This window comes from Marinomonas sp. 63XJN7_7_ISO-PGPR-S23-202 (assembly GCF_056173505.1).
Window position 1 is genome coordinate 4,598,205 of sequence record NZ_CM149677.1, and the last position, 16,055, is coordinate 4,614,259.

At 45.7% G+C, this 16,055-nt stretch carries 15 protein-coding genes; 7 read left to right on the forward strand and 8 right to left on the reverse strand.

The annotated features are described in order from the left end of the window. Positions 1-21: 21 nt before the first annotated feature. Both ribD and nrdR read right to left on the reverse strand, forming a co-directional pair. Positions 22-1,209 carry a bifunctional diaminohydroxyphosphoribosylaminopyrimidine deaminase/5-amino-6-(5-phosphoribosylamino)uracil reductase RibD gene (ribD, locus tag AC0VYG_RS21150; RefSeq protein WP_475429854.1) on the reverse strand — a complete coding sequence of 396 codons (1,188 nt, stop codon included), beginning with the start codon at positions 1,207-1,209 and terminating at the stop codon, positions 22-24. Between the two features lie 3 nt (positions 1,210-1,212). Continuing rightward, on the reverse strand, positions 1,213-1,707 hold the full coding sequence (gene nrdR, locus AC0VYG_RS21155) for a transcriptional regulator NrdR (protein ID WP_475429855.1): 495 nt from the start codon (positions 1,705-1,707) through the stop codon (positions 1,213-1,215). Positions 1,708-1,977: 270 nt separating this feature from the next. Between nrdR and AC0VYG_RS21160 the strand changes: the two genes are divergently transcribed. Next, a complete protein-coding gene (locus AC0VYG_RS21160) occupies positions 1,978-2,892 on the forward strand; it encodes a DMT family transporter (protein ID WP_475429856.1) in 915 nt (304 codons plus the stop codon). 174 nt (positions 2,893-3,066) lie between these two features. Next, the gene (gene ettA, locus AC0VYG_RS21165; protein WP_475429857.1) at positions 3,067-4,728 is read left to right on the forward strand and encodes an energy-dependent translational throttle protein EttA; all 1,662 of its coding nucleotides are present in this window, start codon (positions 3,067-3,069) and stop codon (positions 4,726-4,728) included. A 21-nt stretch (positions 4,729-4,749) separates the two neighbouring features. On the opposite strand, the gene AC0VYG_RS21170 is transcribed toward ettA, so the two are convergent. From AC0VYG_RS21170 to AC0VYG_RS21195, 6 genes are all read right to left on the reverse strand, one after another. Next, the gene (locus tag AC0VYG_RS21170; RefSeq protein ID WP_475429858.1) at positions 4,750-5,391 is read right to left on the reverse strand and encodes a hypothetical protein; all 642 of its coding nucleotides are present in this window, start codon (positions 5,389-5,391) and stop codon (positions 4,750-4,752) included. A gap of 25 nt (positions 5,392-5,416) precedes the next feature. Next, positions 5,417-5,821 carry a type II toxin-antitoxin system HicB family antitoxin gene (locus tag AC0VYG_RS21175; RefSeq protein WP_475429859.1) on the reverse strand — a complete coding sequence of 135 codons (405 nt, stop codon included), beginning with the start codon at positions 5,819-5,821 and terminating at the stop codon, positions 5,417-5,419. Between the two features lie 23 nt (positions 5,822-5,844). Further along, positions 5,845-6,045 (reverse strand): type II toxin-antitoxin system HicA family toxin, encoded by a 201-nt coding sequence (locus tag AC0VYG_RS21180; RefSeq protein ID WP_475429860.1) that lies wholly within the window; start codon positions 6,043-6,045, stop codon positions 5,845-5,847. Between the two features lie 413 nt (positions 6,046-6,458). After that, positions 6,459-6,626, reverse strand: coding sequence for a hypothetical protein (locus AC0VYG_RS21185; protein ID WP_475429861.1), 168 nt, complete (start codon positions 6,624-6,626; stop codon positions 6,459-6,461). Between the two features lie 10 nt (positions 6,627-6,636). Continuing rightward, positions 6,637-8,001 carry an ammonium transporter gene (locus AC0VYG_RS21190; protein WP_475429862.1) on the reverse strand — a complete coding sequence of 455 codons (1,365 nt, stop codon included), beginning with the start codon at positions 7,999-8,001 and terminating at the stop codon, positions 6,637-6,639. A gap of 88 nt (positions 8,002-8,089) precedes the next feature. Then, a complete protein-coding gene (locus tag AC0VYG_RS21195; RefSeq protein WP_475429863.1) occupies positions 8,090-10,393 on the reverse strand; it encodes a DUF1989 domain-containing protein in 2,304 nt (767 codons plus the stop codon). Positions 10,394-10,685: 292 nt separating this feature from the next. Here AC0VYG_RS21195 and AC0VYG_RS21200 point away from each other — a divergent pair, with 292 nt between their 5' ends. The 5 genes from AC0VYG_RS21200 to AC0VYG_RS21220 all read left to right on the forward strand — a co-directional run bounded on the left by AC0VYG_RS21200 (position 10,686) and on the right by AC0VYG_RS21220 (position 16,016). Further along, positions 10,686-11,840, forward strand: a complete 1,155-nt coding sequence (locus AC0VYG_RS21200) for a sensor histidine kinase (RefSeq protein WP_475429864.1) — start codon at positions 10,686-10,688, stop codon at positions 11,838-11,840. Then, positions 11,837-12,511 (forward strand): response regulator, encoded by a 675-nt coding sequence (locus tag AC0VYG_RS21205; RefSeq protein WP_475429865.1) that lies wholly within the window; start codon positions 11,837-11,839, stop codon positions 12,509-12,511. The genes AC0VYG_RS21200 and AC0VYG_RS21205 overlap by 4 nt, the downstream gene beginning before the upstream one ends. Before the next feature lie 4 nt (positions 12,512-12,515). Then, positions 12,516-13,295 (forward strand): PAS domain-containing protein, encoded by a 780-nt coding sequence (locus AC0VYG_RS21210; RefSeq protein ID WP_475429866.1) that lies wholly within the window; start codon positions 12,516-12,518, stop codon positions 13,293-13,295. Between the two features lie 209 nt (positions 13,296-13,504). Continuing rightward, the gene (locus AC0VYG_RS21215) at positions 13,505-14,851 is read left to right on the forward strand and encodes an NAD(P)-binding domain-containing protein (RefSeq protein ID WP_475429867.1); all 1,347 of its coding nucleotides are present in this window, start codon (positions 13,505-13,507) and stop codon (positions 14,849-14,851) included. 130 nt (positions 14,852-14,981) lie between these two features. Next, positions 14,982-16,016 carry a methyl-accepting chemotaxis protein gene (locus AC0VYG_RS21220; protein ID WP_475429868.1) on the forward strand — a complete coding sequence of 345 codons (1,035 nt, stop codon included), beginning with the start codon at positions 14,982-14,984 and terminating at the stop codon, positions 16,014-16,016. Positions 16,017-16,055: the final 39 nt, after the last annotated feature.

A 16,055-nucleotide genomic window follows, 5' to 3' on the forward strand; every position in this document is an offset into this window, starting at 1 on the left:
AAGCTATCGTTTGTTCGCAGGTTAAGCGTCTTGCGCCACGCCCCATTCATCAATGTCCAACAGCCCATCATCGTATTCAAGGTATTGTGGCACATAGACCAAGCGCACATCTTGGCCAACTTGGCGTACCGATTTAAGTTCCAGATCCAAAGCTTCCGCCATGGTATCCAAAGGCAATTGGAACATCGGACGTGCGCTTGATCCGAGTAACTTAGGAGCCATATACACGACAATTTCATCCACCAAGCCTGCCTGTAAAACCCCCCCAGCAAGTTCCGCTCCGGTTTCAACGAGTACTTCGTTAATGCCATCATCGGCCAATTGTTCCATGGTGGTCAACAAATCCAATCGACCATCCTCGCCACGATTCGCAAAGCGTACCCTCACGCCCCGCTCTTGTAAGAGATCCAAGTACTCGGATTCCACTTCTTCTTCCACGCAAAATACACAGGCTTGCTGTGTGGGAAAAAGAATCTTGGCGTCCGGTAAAATAGATAAAGCCGTATCCATTACCACACGCAATGGTTGACGCACCGTTTTAGCGTCTACAGGTTGATCGTTATGGTCAATGCGCACTGTCATACTTGGATTATCCGCCAAGACAGAGCCTATCCCAGTCACAACTGCATCGCTTTGAGCCCGTAAACGCTGTACATCATGACGCGCATTTGGTCCCGTAATCCATTGACTTTCACCGGATTCCATCGCAGTCCGACCATCCACACTCATGGCAAGCTTCACCCGAATAAAAGGCAACCCTTCGCGCATCCGCTTGATAAAACCAGGATTTAAGGCTTCACATTGTGCTTTTAAAATTGGGCCAACCACTTCAATACCGGCTTTGGCGATACGCTTCAAACCATTGCCCGACACTTCTGGGTTTGGGTCCTGCATCCCATAAACCAAGCAGGAGATGCCCGCTTTAATTAGTGCGTCGGCACAAGGTGGTGTTTTTCCGTGATGACTGCAAGGCTCAAGTGTCACATAGGCGGTGGCACCCGTGATATCTTGATTCCCTCGGCTCTTCGCATCGGCTAAGGCATTCACCTCAGCATGACCTTCTCCCGCTCGAACATGATAGCCCTGACCGAGTAACGCCCCGTCTTTCACTATTACACAGCCAACACGAGGGTTAGGATGGGTAGAATAAAGACCTTTTTGAGCCTGTTTAATGGCTTTCGCCATCCAGTATTCATGATTCTGAATCATAACTTATTTCCCTTCTTGTTTGACGTCAGACAGTGACCCACTGTCTCGACGATTTTCAAGATGATCAATGGCATCACGAAACTCACTAATGTCTTTAAAGCTTCGATAGACAGAAGCAAACCGCACGTACGCCACTTGATCTAGGCGCTGCAGTTCTTCCATAACCGCCTCCCCCGTCCAACGAGACGGTAATTCACGCTCACCCGTTGCTTGCATTTTTTCTTTAATTCGTGAGATCGCCGTTTCAATCGATTCGCTGCTAACAGGGCGTTTCTCTATCGCTTTAAGAATGCCACTACGCAGCTTATCCTCATCAAAAGGCTCACGACTGCCATCACTTTTTATGAGTTTAGGCATTTGGAGCTCGGCGACTTCAAACGTGGTGAAACGCTCCTGACAATGACTACAGGTGCGACGACGGCGCACTTGCGCTCCTTCAGATACTAGGCGGGAGTCAAGAACTTTGGTATCTTGCATTCCACAAAACGGGCATCGCATGACGGTTCCAAAATGAGTAAAAAATGAAGTTTACAAACCAATTAAACGGCTCTATTTTATACTCGGAATCATACCAATCTCACCTTAATATAGCTACCAATCAACACTTGGCCATCTTAGCAGACGGTGATTTATATCATGGTACATACCGTGACACTGCGCGCCATGATGTCAGCCTTATTAACAGGAAGTCGGTTTTATTGTAAGCCATTAACAGAGATCGGCTTTTGTTCTAAATAACGAACAGCCAGTCGTTCATAAGGAATTATCATGCCTTTCGCAGAATTATCAGGTCTGGTTGCCGCCCTATGCTGGACCATTTCAAGTTTGATGGCTCCAAGACTCATACATCGTTTCGGTACCATGCGTTTCAACACAATACGTATTACCATTGCCAGTTGTCTTCTGATCTTGATTAGCCTACTCGGCCAACGTTTTGATGCGTCTTTATGGCAACACTCACCATTAGTGATTCTCTCTGGGCTGCTGGGCATTTTCCTTGGTGATACCATGCTATTTACGGCCGTTCACCGTCTGGGGCCGCGTCGAACGGGTGTGTTATTTGCTACCAATGCCCCTATGTCGATTTTCCTCAGCTGGCTTTTTCTCAACGAAACCCTCTCACTGACACAGCTGTTTGCCTGTGGTTTAGTATTCAGTGGCGTCATTATCGCGATTCTATTCGGCAAAAGGCGTGAGCAACTGCACGAGTGGGAGCAAACCAAAGGTAAGCTCAGTACTGGCGTCCTCTTCGCTCTTGGTGGTGCCCTAGGCCAAGCCTGTGGTGCTCTATTAAGCAAACCCGCCTTGTTGGATGGTGCCGACCCCATCGCTGTATCGACGGTACGAGTCAGCGCTGGTGCCATCGCCTTACTGCTGGCTTATGGGCTTTATTATCGTCATAGAAGGCCTGCCAGTAGCCTACCTTTTTCGGAATTAACCCGCTCAGATTTTATCGGTATTACCGCCTTGGCAACCATCGGCATGGTCGTCGGTATGAGCGTCTTAGTATGGGGCGTTGGTCACGCCGATGTCGGAATCGTCACGACATTATCCGCCATTGTCCCCGTATTGATTTTGCCTGGGCTTTGGATCACCACCAAACAACGTCCTGCACTTGGTGCCTGGATAGGAGCCAGTTTAGTTGTGATTGGCGCCGCTTTAATTGTGCTCAGCGGCCAATAAGGCAGGCCGGGGGCGTTATTCTGAACTAACAGGAAGTGTGCTATTCTTAGCGAACTTTATTGCATTGAAACTCCTCACAAACCGAGCGTAACGAAATCGCTCTGTGGGCATTTTATTCAGACAATCAGTTTATTACACTAGCTATCAAACCATTTATCAGGAAACTACTCGCTTATGGCTCAGTTTGTTTACAGCATGAACCGCGTAGGGAAAGTCGTTCCCCCTAAACGCGAAATTCTCAAAGACATTTCCCTCTCTTTCTTCCCCGGCGCGAAAATCGGTGTTTTAGGGCTTAACGGCTCAGGTAAATCGACGCTTCTGCGCATCATGGCGGGGGTTGATCAGGAATACAACGGTGAAGCCCGCCCCATGCCTGGGTTAAAAGTGGGCTACTTGCCACAAGAACCGGAACTGGACCCATCGAAAGATGTGCGTGGCATTGTGGAAGAATCCGTTGCCGACGTAAAAAATGCCCTTGTTCGTCTAGATGATGTGTACGCGGCGTATGCGGATCCGGATGCGGACTTTGACGCGCTGGCCGCTGAACAAGCCGAGCTTGAAAACCTGATCACAGCAAAAGATGGCCACAATCTAGACCGTGCGCTAGAAGTCGCCGCCGATGCCCTGCGTCTGCCACCTTGGGATGCCAACGTTGAGCATTTATCCGGGGGTGAGCGTCGCCGTGTTGCCCTATGTCGTCTGCTGCTAGACAAACCGGACATGATCCTGCTCGACGAGCCAACCAACCATTTGGATGCCGAGTCCGTTGCTTGGCTAGAGCGTTTCTTGAAAGATTACCCAGGCACCGTGGTCGCCATTACCCACGACCGCTACTTCCTTGATAACGCAGCAGGCTGGATTCTTGAGCTTGACCGTGGCCACGGTATTCCATACGAAGGCAACTACTCTTCTTGGTTGGAACAAAAAGACGCTCGGCTACAAACCGAAGCAAAACAACAAGCGTCTCACCAAAAAGCCATCAAATCTGAGCTTGAGTGGGTTCGACAAAACGCCAAAGGTCGTCAGTCCAAATCCAAAGCCCGTTTGGCCCGTTTCGAAGAAATGAACTCAAAAGAGTTCCAAGAACGCAACGAAACCAACGAATTGTACATTCCACCTGGCCCACGCCTAGGTAACAAAGTCATCGAAATCGAGAACGTTTCCAAAGGGTTCGATGGCCGCGTTTTGGTGGAAGACTTTAATATGGTCGTACCACCAGGGGCGATCGTCGGTGTGATCGGTGGTAACGGTGCGGGTAAATCCACACTCTTCAAAATGATTGCTGGTCTTGAGCAACCCGACTCAGGTACCGTGACCATTGGGGAAACCGTTCAACTCGCTTACGTTGATCAAATGCGTGAACTGGACGGCGAAAAAACGGTTTTCGAAGAAATTTCCGATGGCCAAGACATGATCACAGTGAACGGCTGGAAAGTACCTTCCCGTGCTTATATCGGCCGCTTCAACTTCAAAGGTTCTGACCAACAAAAATTGGTCAAACACCTATCCGGTGGTGAGCGTAACCGTTTGCACCTTGCCAAACTTTTGAAAGAAGGCGGCAACGTCTTGCTATTGGACGAACCGACCAACGACCTTGATGTCGAAACCTTACGTGCACTGGAAGACGCGCTTCTCGCCTTCCCAGGCTCTGCCGTTGTGATTTCCCACGACCGTTGGTTCCTAGACCGTGTAGCAACCCACATCTTGGCCTACGAAGGCGACTCGAAAGCCGTCTTCTTCGAAGGGAACTACCAAGAATACGAAGCCGACTACAAGTCTCGTACCGGTAAAGATGCCACACCAACACGTATTAAATACAAACGTATTGATGCGTAATGTTAATAAGCCAACTACCTCTCAGGTAGTTGGCTTTTTCCAATACTGTTTTACAAGATGCTCATTAAAACCCTGTCTAGCATGATGAACCTGAGAAACTAAAGATCTCAAATCGACACTTGAACCACCCAGTTTGATCGTAGCACTATCGACAACATCTCCCGACATCGAAATCCAATCATAATTAAACTGTTTATTAGCGCATTCTAGTTGAATTATTTTAAATCTATCCATTCCTCCTCTAGCATTAAACGACAAAGAACCAAGATGCGGGTGATATTTTCCAGTAAGCCTAAGATGCAACTCTCCCATTAGTGTAACGTCGATATATTCGGGCTTATTAATTTCTTTATCAAAATGCTGGATAAAATTTCTGACATCTTTCAGCGCCGATAATATTCTATCTATTTCCTTAAACCAACTGTCTTTCCTCTTTAGCCCTCTCCCTACATTGAGCAACTTTCTTAGTTTTTCTGCCCAATCAATTACATCCCAGCCCAAAGCAAGTATCTGAGATGTATTAGCCTGATAGTGTGAACAAACCTCTTTTTCTATAGATTCAAACCTAAATTTGATTTGTTCCATTGCGAAAACGATAGCAACAAATAAGTTATAGACTTTAGGATCCATATCTTCTTTTTTTATCCGACTAATCATTGGCATTTATATCTACTCCTAAAAAATCTATTTAGGTTAGCTGTAGCACTTTCTTAGACGCCTCGGCTAAGAAGCCAGAACGGGATTTGTATTTTGGATTAGCCGCCACCATTTTATCGATTTTGGTGATCAGCAAATGTGGTAAGGTGACGTTGATTTTTTCACTTTTACCCAGCAATGGCGTGATGTCCACGTCAATCACCGCCCACACACCATTGGCGTAGTCTGGGTTGTCTTTATGAACAGAGATTGGGCTGGCGGTTGGAATGTCTTCACCGTCTTCCAACAAAAGCTCAAGATGAGAAAAGATCGCTTCTTCGACCATTTCTAGTGCTTCATCAAATGTATCGCCAGCCGAAAAGCAGCCGGGCACATCTGGCACAGTCACGCCGTAGCTAACGCCATTATCGGTATGTAATACAATTGGGTATTTCATGGTTCGCACCTCTGCTAAAGCTATTAATAAAGCTGAGCTTGTTTCTTTATGCTGTTAAAAGTACCAATCGGTAAATCTTTCTTTGGATGGGGAACGGTCACTGTGCCTTTTTTATTAGGATGCTTAAACTGCACGTGGCTGCCCTTTACTCTAACTTCATACCATCCATCTTCGACTAGCATCTGGATTACCTCTCGGCTTTTCATATAAATCCTTTTCGCCATTCCTTTCCTTAGGAAAAATCATAATAACTCCGATAACCCTTAAAAACTCATTGCTTTATTGTATAACCCCAATAACTCTAAAAATCAAAAGCTATGAGCTGATGGCGCTCCTAAAAAGACAAAACCCCGCTTACTGTGGGCAAGCGGGGTGAAATGTACTGAGGTGATCACACAGACTAACGCTTCTTCAAAATACCGTTGGCGATGACTACGCCGATGCTGACAAATATCAGACCAACGACTAAGTCGCCTTCTAGGTGTTCGACAAGCACAGGGAGGCAATCAGTGCTGCGAGAACAAACTCTTTTGATTCAGACACAGCAGACTTTTCATCACTTCAGGATATCCATGAAATACTGGGTGTTGAGAAAGACCATTGACCTTTTCAACACCCTATTTAAAAGTTGATGACTCTACTTATAATCAATATAAGTCTTGTTTTCATGGACCACACTTAATGCCACTACGCCGAACGTCACGATGACCGAGAGCGATAGGATAACCGCCAGAGCGGACGGACTATTGGCAAAAGTAAAGTAGGCTTCAGCACCATGCCATGTTGTAATTGGACTCGCATTCATAATATGTCTCCTAGATAGACAGTGGGGATTGAATATTTGGATCTTTAAACGGTTTTTCGTCGACGTCTGAATGAATATGTGGCATTTCCGATGGGTAAGCTTCCAGTGATACTTCTACCAAATCTAATCCAGCGATTTCTGCTTTTGGTGGCACTCGTAAAAAGCCGAACTTGGCCATCACATAAGACAATCCGTACCCAGGAATAAAACCAAGTGCCGCCATCACGAATGCCCCTATTAATTGCCCTAAGAAAGAAACATTTGGCGCTCCTTGAATAACATTTGGAAAGCCACTAAATACACCCAAAGCAATAACACCAATCATGCCACCCACACCATGAACAGCAAAAGCGCCGACAGCATCATCAACTTTAAATTTCTCGGTTAAATATTTATCGGCTAAAGGGGCTACAACGCCGGCAAACATTGCAATCAAAAAAGCTAACGGAGGGTAATAAAGGTCTAAACCGGGAGCAGATGAAATGACACCAACTAGAGCACCGGACATCATCCAGAACGGTTGGCGTGTAATAAAGTACGCACCGATAATCCCTCCAGAAGCGGCCATCAAAGTGTTAAAACTAATGGCAGATAACGTCACAGGTGTGCCATATATCGTTGTCCATCCTGTAGAACCATTATAAATAATACAGCCGCCCAGAAAGCCGAAGAAACCAACAATAATTAGCATTAAGCCAATGACTGTCATGGGCATATTGTGGCCTTTGATATCAATGGGGGTACCTTCTTTGGAGAAACGTCCAATACGTGCACCAAGGTTAATTGTCACGCCCAACGCAAAGAATCCCGCAACCATATGTACGCAACCGGCAGCACCAAAATCATGAAAGCCCCAGTCTTTCGTAAGCCAGCCATCAGGATGCCAGCCCCAAGCCGCCGCTAAAACCCACAAAACAGAACCTAATATAATGGCGAGTATTAGAAACGCACTCATCCTAATACGCTCGATCACGGCACCGGAAAAGATAGAGGCCGTTGTCGCGGCAAACAACACAAATGCCCCCCAGAATATGCCGTTAGATTGATCCGACAAATTTGGCCCCATTGATGCCGACCAAGGTACTCCTGCTTTTGCTGCGGCAAAGTCTGGAGTAAAACCATTGTACATAGCGAGGTAAATCCACCAGCCAAAGAAAAAGAAAGTAGGGATAATAAATGCAAACGCTAAGATGTTTTTCACCCCTGACGCTAAAGTATTTTTAAGCCTCGAAGCCCCCATTTCATACGCTAGAAATCCAGCATGAATAATGATCATCAACGCTGTACACCACCAATAAAAAACTTCCATATTGACGGAGTTCATCGTGGTTATCTGCGCCTGAAGCCCAGATAACGTCGGTGCTATTTGTTCCATGATATGTTCCTCTCATCGTTATTTAATGTTATGAAACGCTCTTTTACCTACGTTGCCGCAACGGGCATAGCCATCACTAAGGAAGGCACTAACTTCGTACCCGAGTCCTTTCAGGGTCATAAAACGGCAGCGAGGTCACCTCCACTTTGATGCGCTTTTTATGACCGTCCAATTGACCAATTTCAAGAGCCACTCCGGGCTCGACGAACCCTGGAGACATACGGCACATGGCAATTTGTTTTTTCAACAAAGGGGAATACATAGAGCTAGTGACAACACCGACAGGAAAACGCCCATTAAAGACTCGATCACCATGACGAACTAAATCGTTCTCCTGAATAAACAGCCCAACCAAACGATGCCGGCTAGCGGGTGCCTGCTGCTCAATGGCTCTACGGCCAACAAAATCTTCTTCTTGTGTTTTAAGAGGGGTGGTAAAGCCAATCCCCGCTTCAAAGGGATTGATCTCGGTATTGAATTCATGGTCAGCAAAGATTAAGCCAGCTTCGATACGCAACATATCAAGCGCATCAAAACCCATTGGAGCAATATCAAACTCTTGCCCTGCTTGCCAAATGGCGTCCCACACTTGTGGGGCATTGTCAGGATGACACCACACTTCAAAGCCTAACTCTCCGGTATAGCCAGTGCGAGAGACCATCAAAGGGATGCCATCTTCAGCCCCCAATCGACCGACTAAAAAGTGAAACCATTTGAGATCAACCAGTGAGGTTTGATGCTCTGCTGTCCAGATAAGCTTTTGAAGCAAAGCCCGACTATTGGGTCCTTGCACGGCAACGTTGTGAATTTGGTCCGTTGATTCTCGAATATTGACTCGATGGCCCGTTCGTTGGGCAAGCTCACGCAGCCACACACCACTGTATGCATCGCCACAAACCCAACGAAATGCCTGCTCCCCCATGCGAAACAAGGTGCCATCATCAATCATGCCTCCTGTTTCGTGACACATAGCCGAATAGACTATTTCGTTCACCGACATACGCCGCACATTTCGAGTCAAGGCCATTTGCAGAAATGCCTCTGCATCCGGCCCTAAGACTTCAAACTTACGCAAAGGCGATAAATCAATCATGGCAACTTTTTCGCGACAGGCGAGATACTCCGTGTTAGCTCCCCAATTTTCGTATTGTGAAGCCACCCAATACCCTCGGTATTCAATAAATTGCTTGGTTAATGCAGAGGTACGTGAATAAAAACCTGTTTGCTTAGTCATACGAGGCAAGTCCTGTGGGGTAAGCCTGTGTCCAATGGAACGTGAAAATTCAGAATCCGCTGCGTATACACGCACATGTATGTCCGTTGGGTTCCAGCCATTAGCGGGATCTATGTCATCAGGGCATGCGGTAGAAACACACAAAAGGTCACGACTGGCCCGTAACAAAATATAATCCCCCGCTTTCGAGAACGGCTGTTCAGACCCGATCTGACCGCAATCGCTGGCTTGAGTATTGAAAAAAAAGTTAATTGCGGGCCAACCTAGGCGAGGTTCGACACCGTATTTGGATAACACGCTATTGATATTGTCCGTGCAGTTAACATGACCTAAATAACCATGATCTTCGTAGAACTTCGAGTTACAGGCGAATAAAAAGCTGTCATGCCGACCTACCGTGTCTTGTACCAACTCAAGCATTGTCAGCTGATTTGAGTCTTGAAATTTGGAATGTAGCCCTGGTTGCGGAGTCGTTCGACTGCCCGTCGTGCGTGTGGCAGCCGCATCAATCAGTACCTCAACCCCTTCTTGCAAAGCATGGTAATCTAGCGCAACAAAGTCTGAGCATTGTTCCCCTTCGACATCAATAATTTGTATCCATTCGCCCTTTTTGACGACATAGCTTTGTGCCGTACAGCGAGGCACCCGATACTCGTGAATCGGTGTCGCTAACGGAGCGGGTAAATCATCGTAACCTGAAGTGTCAACTAGGTGATGTGTCACCATAAGCTCAGTGATTGGCTGCTGATCATCGACAGCCATATTAGGGCCACAGCACAACACAATCACGGTCACATCTTCATCAAGATACACCGTCGGCAACTCGGTACTTGAAAACGCATAGGCATGATAAAGCGCATCCAACGATATATTCCAATCCGCCAATAATTGACGTAAGTACTCACCCGACAACGTGTCCTGCTCAATTTGAGCAAGCGCATTGTTTGCAGCCACGAGATCATACCCAGGCAACTCTTTCGCGTTAGCTGTCTCCGTCAAAACAAGCAATTCACAAGCTTGCTGCTGATCAAAGGAGCTAATTTCAAGAGACTCACCCGACTTAATGTGTAATCGCACAGCGCTTTGACTGTCGACCCTATGACAGCGAACCTTGCCGACTACTAGATGGTCATTTTGCTGACGTTGCTGCCTATTCATCTTTACTTCCCACATGCGTTAACACATCTATTACGTCATCAGTCGAACTGAAAAGATGCAAATTTGAGGTCTTAGGTCCACATTGGTGCGCTTTAGAAACTCAACAAAACACACCACAAATAATTCTCAACAGTTAAAAATATTTACTCATGGTGTTTTTTTATTCAATGCTCAGTAAGGGGTAAGACCTAAGGAGTATCCCGCCTCTATCCCATCCATTTTGCCGCACTTGGCACACTAACTGCTTACTCTCTATGACCAGTCACTCCTTAACTAAATGGTTGAAAGCTCGATGGCTAACTCTCTATCTTTGTTATTGCATAATGGTTTTCCAAAGCTCTTCTCAAGGAAAAAAACGATTGATAGGCAACATTCAATTGAGAGCTTTGATCGATTAATCCTCAATCTCGCCTTGAGTACTGACATTAATCAATCGTTAGCCGTTGAGCTCAAAGAGGTGCAGAGCTATATTCAAGCAAGGCTCAATGCAGACATATTTGTGTTGAGTCCCACAACAAAGCGTACCCAGTGGCTTCACGCCAAACATCTCGTTCCTAATCCAACACTATTACAAAATATCAACAAGCTACTCTCTCCCCACTCACTCAATCACTCAGCCACCTTTATTCAAAACTCCCAAGCACTTGCGTTTCATATTGCAGCCATTCATTACAGCAAACACACATCTACCTTGAGTCAAAAAACCTGGTTAGTTCTCGCGTTTAAACAAGCCAAACCTTCTGAGGAAAAAATTCAGTTCCATCTGGAGAAAGTAGTCTGTGCGCTTGAGGAAGGATTAGGGGCTTGGCATCAGCAGCAAGCAAAGGTTCAAGAAACGGTAGACAGTATTCATGCAAGCTATGCGGCAGAATTACATGACACCCTGGCACAAACCTTAGGTTATCTAAGAATAAAGTCATGCCAATTAGTACAGGAATGCAAAACCATGGAACATAGCGCCGCTATGGATGTCAGTGAGGAAGTCGCGACACAAGTGAAACTCGCTTACCGACAAGTGCGAGATATCATTACAACCTCCCGCACCACACTAGAATCAGACAATCTGAGCACACTTATTAATAATGCGATTAAGGATTTCGAGCAGCGTTCCAGCATTGTATTCGAGCTCGATAATCGCGTAAGTGATCACTTGACCACATCGAACGATGGACAAGCAATTTATATCATTCGCGAAGCACTCAGCAATATTGTGCGCCACGCTCATGCGACTCATGCTCGGGTTACTATTAAAAAACACGATGATGGCCGTCTGTTGATTCGCATAGAAGATAATGGTCAGGGCATACAAGAAAAGAAGCGCCACGATTGCTTCGGACTAAAAATAATGCACGAAAGGGCCCAGAAGCTATCAGCAACATTAAACGTTTCCCAACGAGAAGGCGGCGGAACTCGTGTAGACGTGAGCATACCTGAGGTAACATCATGATAGGTCGAGAAGCGACAAAAGTCGTCGTCGTAGACGATCACCCATTGTTTCGGCGAGGTTTAGTAGAATTGCTCAATGAGAGCAATATATTTGAAGTTGTGGCAGATTTTGATGATGGCATTGAATTTTTGCACTCCCCCTTTCCTCTTCAAACGGATCTGTTACTGCTCGACTTACACATGCCGAAAATTTCAGGCATCGATATACTAAAAGAAGTCAAAGCCTCCCAGTATCCGCTTAAGGTCGTCATTATTACCGCTTCAGATGACAGCTCTGAATTATTTGAAGCCATTACCTTGGGGGCGAACGGCTATCTATTAAAAAACTCAAGTCCCGATGAGATTATCAGCCGTCTCGATACTTTGCGCGAAGATAATATTGCCATCGACTCAACAGGCGTAACAATGCTTGCCCGCTATATTAGTCAAGGTTCCAATGTCGCTTCACGTAATTCCCCCCAAGACAACCAACTAGAACTCACAGAACGAGAAAAACAAACACTTCAGCTGATTACCCAAGGAATGAGCAATAAGCTTATTGCCCGAGAATTAGGCATCAGTGACGGCACGGTAAAAGTGTATGTTAAAAATCTATTACGAAAACTGAATTTAGGATCACGACTCGAACTGGCAGCATGGGCCCACGCCAACCAAAGTAGCCAGTCGGAGTAGCTATATGATTGGACTCGATTTTTTATTCCTTAAAAAAAAGAAAAAATCCTATTATCAAGAGCCAGAGATTGTACTCAATAGCCTAAATGACGCCGTTTTAGTGCTGGACCACAATTATGCTATACAACACTTTAACACCTGCTGGTCCAATATCATTAAGCGCCCTAGTAAGTATATCCTCGATTCACTGTTTATTGATTACATTCATCCAGATGATCATGCTAAGTGGCACTACGCGATTCAGTCGCTTGTTCATGACTTAAAATCGACCCAGCTCACACTGCGTATTCTCCCCCCTGATCAAGAAGTAAAGTGGTCCGAAGTGCAACTTCAGCTTATGCACCCCCAGCAAGACTCCCCAATAACCATGATATTGAGTGATGTCACGTACAAAATGCAGCAACTTGAGATACACAAAGCTGGGCATCGTAATCTTTCGGGACTGGTTAGCCGTATGCCTGCTATCCTGTATCGTGGCCGTAACAATATGCAATGGACGATGGAATATGTCAGCGACGGCTGCTTTGAACTAACGGGCTATACTCCAGAACAACTCATTAACCAAACTCAATTCTCATTTGGTGATTTGATTCACCCTGACGATGCCCAACACGTTTGGGAACAAGTACAACTTGCGATCCAGCAACACAGATACTTTGAATTGAATTATCGGCTCCGTCACACAGATGGCCACTATCAAAACGTTATCGAAAAAGGTCAAGGCATTTATTCTGCAACAGGCGCGGTATTGAGTATAGAAGGCCTTATTCTCAAACTGCCTTAATCCCTGCACTAAAAGTCAAAAAGTACAAAAGCAAGGCTGATACGCAACGGCTTATTACCAGACTCCCTTTATTTAAACCCTCTAGCGTTACTCTTATACCCTCTTTTACTTATCCTTTTTGAGGAATATCACCGACACGAAATAATTCTTACTCTGTTTGTAATGATGTGGTTAACGGAACATCGCTCACAGAAGACAGGAGAAATACAATGTCAAAACGTATTGCAATTATTGGTGCCGGACCAAGTGGTTTAGCTCAACTACGTGCCTTCCAATCGGCCCACGCGAAAGGGGCAAGCATTCCAGATATGGTTTGTTTTGAAAAACAGCAAGACTGGGGAGGACAATGGAATTACACATGGCGAACAGGATTAGATGAAAACGGCGAACCCGTCCATAGCAGCATGTATCGCTACCTTTGGTCAAATGGCCCAAAAGAATGCCTAGAGTTTGCTGATTACAGTTTTGAAGAGCACTTTGGTAAACCCATAGCCTCTTACCCTCCTAGAGAAGTGCTGTGGGACTACATTAAAGGACGAGTCGAAAAGGCCGACGTTCGTCGATATATCCGTTTTAATACGGCGGTACGCAACGTCACATTCGATGAAGTGACAAAACAATTCTCAGTTTCAGTACACGATCACACAAACGATACCATTTATACCGAGGAATTTGACTACGTTGTCATCGCCTCCGGGCACTTTTCTACTCCTAAAACCCCTTATTTTTCAGGATTTGAAAGCTTTGGCGGACGCATTTTACATGCCCACGACTTCCGTGATGCCCTAGAGTTCAAAGGCAAAGACGTTCTTATTGTTGGCAGCAGCTACTCTGCCGAAGACGTGGGTTCACAGTGCTATAAATATGGCGCTAAAACCATCACCTCTTGCTACCGCTCTTCCCCCATGGGTTTTAAATGGCCTGATAACTGGGAAGAAAAACCATTACTGGAAAAAGTAGAAGGTGACATGGCCTTTTTTGGCGACGGAACCTCAAAGCATATTGATGCCATTATCCTTTGTACTGGCTACCTCCATCACTTCCCATTCTTACCAGAATCTCTGTGCTTAAAAACCGACAACCGTCTCTGGCCACTTGGGTTATATAAGGGAGTGGTATGGGAAAAGAATCCGCAGCTCTTTTACCTTGGCATGCAAGACCAGTGGTACACCTTCAATATGTTCGACGCCCAAGCGTGGTACGTCCGCGACATTATTCTAGACCGTATCAAATTACCAAACACCTACCAAGACATGCTTGAGCACAGCCTACTATGGCGCGAGCGCGAGTCGACCCTAGTCACCGCTGAAGAAATGTTTACCTTCCAAGGTGACTACATTCTTGAGCTGATTGAAGCAACGGACTACCCAACATTCGATATAGAAGGGGTACGTCAAACGTTCCTAGAATGGAAACATCATAAGAAGGAGGACATTATGGGGTTCCGCAATCATTCTTATCGCTCACTCATGACAGGCACTATGTCACCAACACATCATACCCCATGGATTGATGCTTTAGATGACTCTCTAGCAGCCTATCTTGGCGATCTATAAACCTATCAATATGTTAGTGACTCGGGAAAAACCGATTCTCTCCACAATCGGTTTTCACCCTTGGCCGAAAGGCGAATCAAAATCAGGTTCTCTTCACTCATTTTAATGTTAAACAATGTAGGCTCCCATCATGCCATTTTTTAATCACTTGAAGCCGTCTCTACACAAAATCAGCGAAGCGATTGATGAGTTAATGAATAATGAACCAGTACCAGACCATCATAAATCAACAAGCGGCGATACCTCCTACACCGCAATCATCAACAAAATACAGACGTTATGGGGCATTAAAAAAGAAACTGAGCGATCCCTAGAAGCTCGCATCCGTTCACTAGAAAATGAATTAGAGGAGGTAGAATACGAGTTACAAGATAACAAAGCTCAGTTACAGGAGGCCCAGCAACAAATAGATGCGCTTAAACACGATTTATCCCATCACGAAAGTCTGCAACAGGAATATCAAATACTTAAGCAAAATCAAAGTGCTTGGGAACTAGCACAAACCGTTATCTCCGAGGGATATTGGGATCTCAAAGTCATCGAAGGGGACCCAGATAACGAAGCCAATGTTATTACTTGGTCAAGTAAGTTTAGAGAGCTAATAGGATACTCAAAGGAAGAGTTTCCAGATGGCTGGGATAGCTACTTCTCAGTTGCTCATCCAGACGATCTTAACGCTACCATGAGTGCTTTTAACCAGTTAATGGTAAGCGATGACCCATCTCATGAATATGTCACCGAATATCGCATGAAACACAAAAATGGAGAGTACATTTGGTTTCGAGAGCGTGGTGCTTGCCTACGAGACAAGGATGGTACTCTGCTTAGAGTCGTAGGTAGTGCAGCGGATATCTCTGTAGAAAAAGAGACAGAGGCCGCGCAATGGCAAGAGTATGAGCAAATGAAGTCTAACTACGAGCAGATATCTCACATTGTCAATGTGATCACCAATATTTCAAGTGGTACCAACTTACTGGCGCTCAACGCCACCATTGAAGCTGCACGAGCAGGCGACGCAGGACGCGGCTTTGCAGTGGTTGCCAACGAAGTAAAACAACTCGCAAACCAAACCCAGAACGCCACTCACCAGATTCAAGCAATGCTCGATGCCAGCCAACAGACAATGGAGTCACGCCATCACGTCAGTCATTCTGACAGATCATAACAACGCCGCAGGAATGCGGCGCCCTTATATTGCTCATAC

Excerpts from the sequence above, each read along its gene's own strand:
- ribD (WP_475429854.1), bottom strand. The coding sequence starts at position 1,209 with ATGATTCAGAATCATGAATACTGGATGGCGAAAGCCATTAAACAGGCT.
- nrdR (WP_475429855.1), bottom strand. The coding sequence starts at position 1,707 with ATGCGATGCCCGTTTTGTGGAATGCAAGATACCAAAGTTCTTGACTCC.
- AC0VYG_RS21160 (WP_475429856.1), top strand. The coding sequence starts at position 1,978 with ATGCCTTTCGCAGAATTATCAGGTCTGGTTGCCGCCCTATGCTGGACC.
- ettA (WP_475429857.1), top strand. The coding sequence starts at position 3,067 with ATGGCTCAGTTTGTTTACAGCATGAACCGCGTAGGGAAAGTCGTTCCC.
- AC0VYG_RS21170 (WP_475429858.1), bottom strand. The coding sequence starts at position 5,391 with ATGCCAATGATTAGTCGGATAAAAAAAGAAGATATGGATCCTAAAGTC.
- AC0VYG_RS21175 (WP_475429859.1), bottom strand. The coding sequence starts at position 5,821 with ATGAAATACCCAATTGTATTACATACCGATAATGGCGTTAGCTACGGC.
- AC0VYG_RS21180 (WP_475429860.1), bottom strand. The coding sequence starts at position 6,045 with ATGGCGAAAAGGATTTATATGAAAAGCCGAGAGGTAATCCAGATGCTA.
- AC0VYG_RS21185 (WP_475429861.1), bottom strand. The coding sequence starts at position 6,626 with ATGAATGCGAGTCCAATTACAACATGGCATGGTGCTGAAGCCTACTTT.
- AC0VYG_RS21190 (WP_475429862.1), bottom strand. The coding sequence starts at position 8,001 with ATGGAACAAATAGCACCGACGTTATCTGGGCTTCAGGCGCAGATAACC.
- AC0VYG_RS21195 (WP_475429863.1), bottom strand. The coding sequence starts at position 10,393 with ATGAATAGGCAGCAACGTCAGCAAAATGACCATCTAGTAGTCGGCAAG.
- AC0VYG_RS21200 (WP_475429864.1), top strand. The coding sequence starts at position 10,686 with ATGGCTAACTCTCTATCTTTGTTATTGCATAATGGTTTTCCAAAGCTC.
- AC0VYG_RS21205 (WP_475429865.1), top strand. The coding sequence starts at position 11,837 with ATGATAGGTCGAGAAGCGACAAAAGTCGTCGTCGTAGACGATCACCCA.
- AC0VYG_RS21210 (WP_475429866.1), top strand. The coding sequence starts at position 12,516 with ATGATTGGACTCGATTTTTTATTCCTTAAAAAAAAGAAAAAATCCTAT.
- AC0VYG_RS21215 (WP_475429867.1), top strand. The coding sequence starts at position 13,505 with ATGTCAAAACGTATTGCAATTATTGGTGCCGGACCAAGTGGTTTAGCT.
- AC0VYG_RS21220 (WP_475429868.1), top strand. The coding sequence starts at position 14,982 with ATGCCATTTTTTAATCACTTGAAGCCGTCTCTACACAAAATCAGCGAA.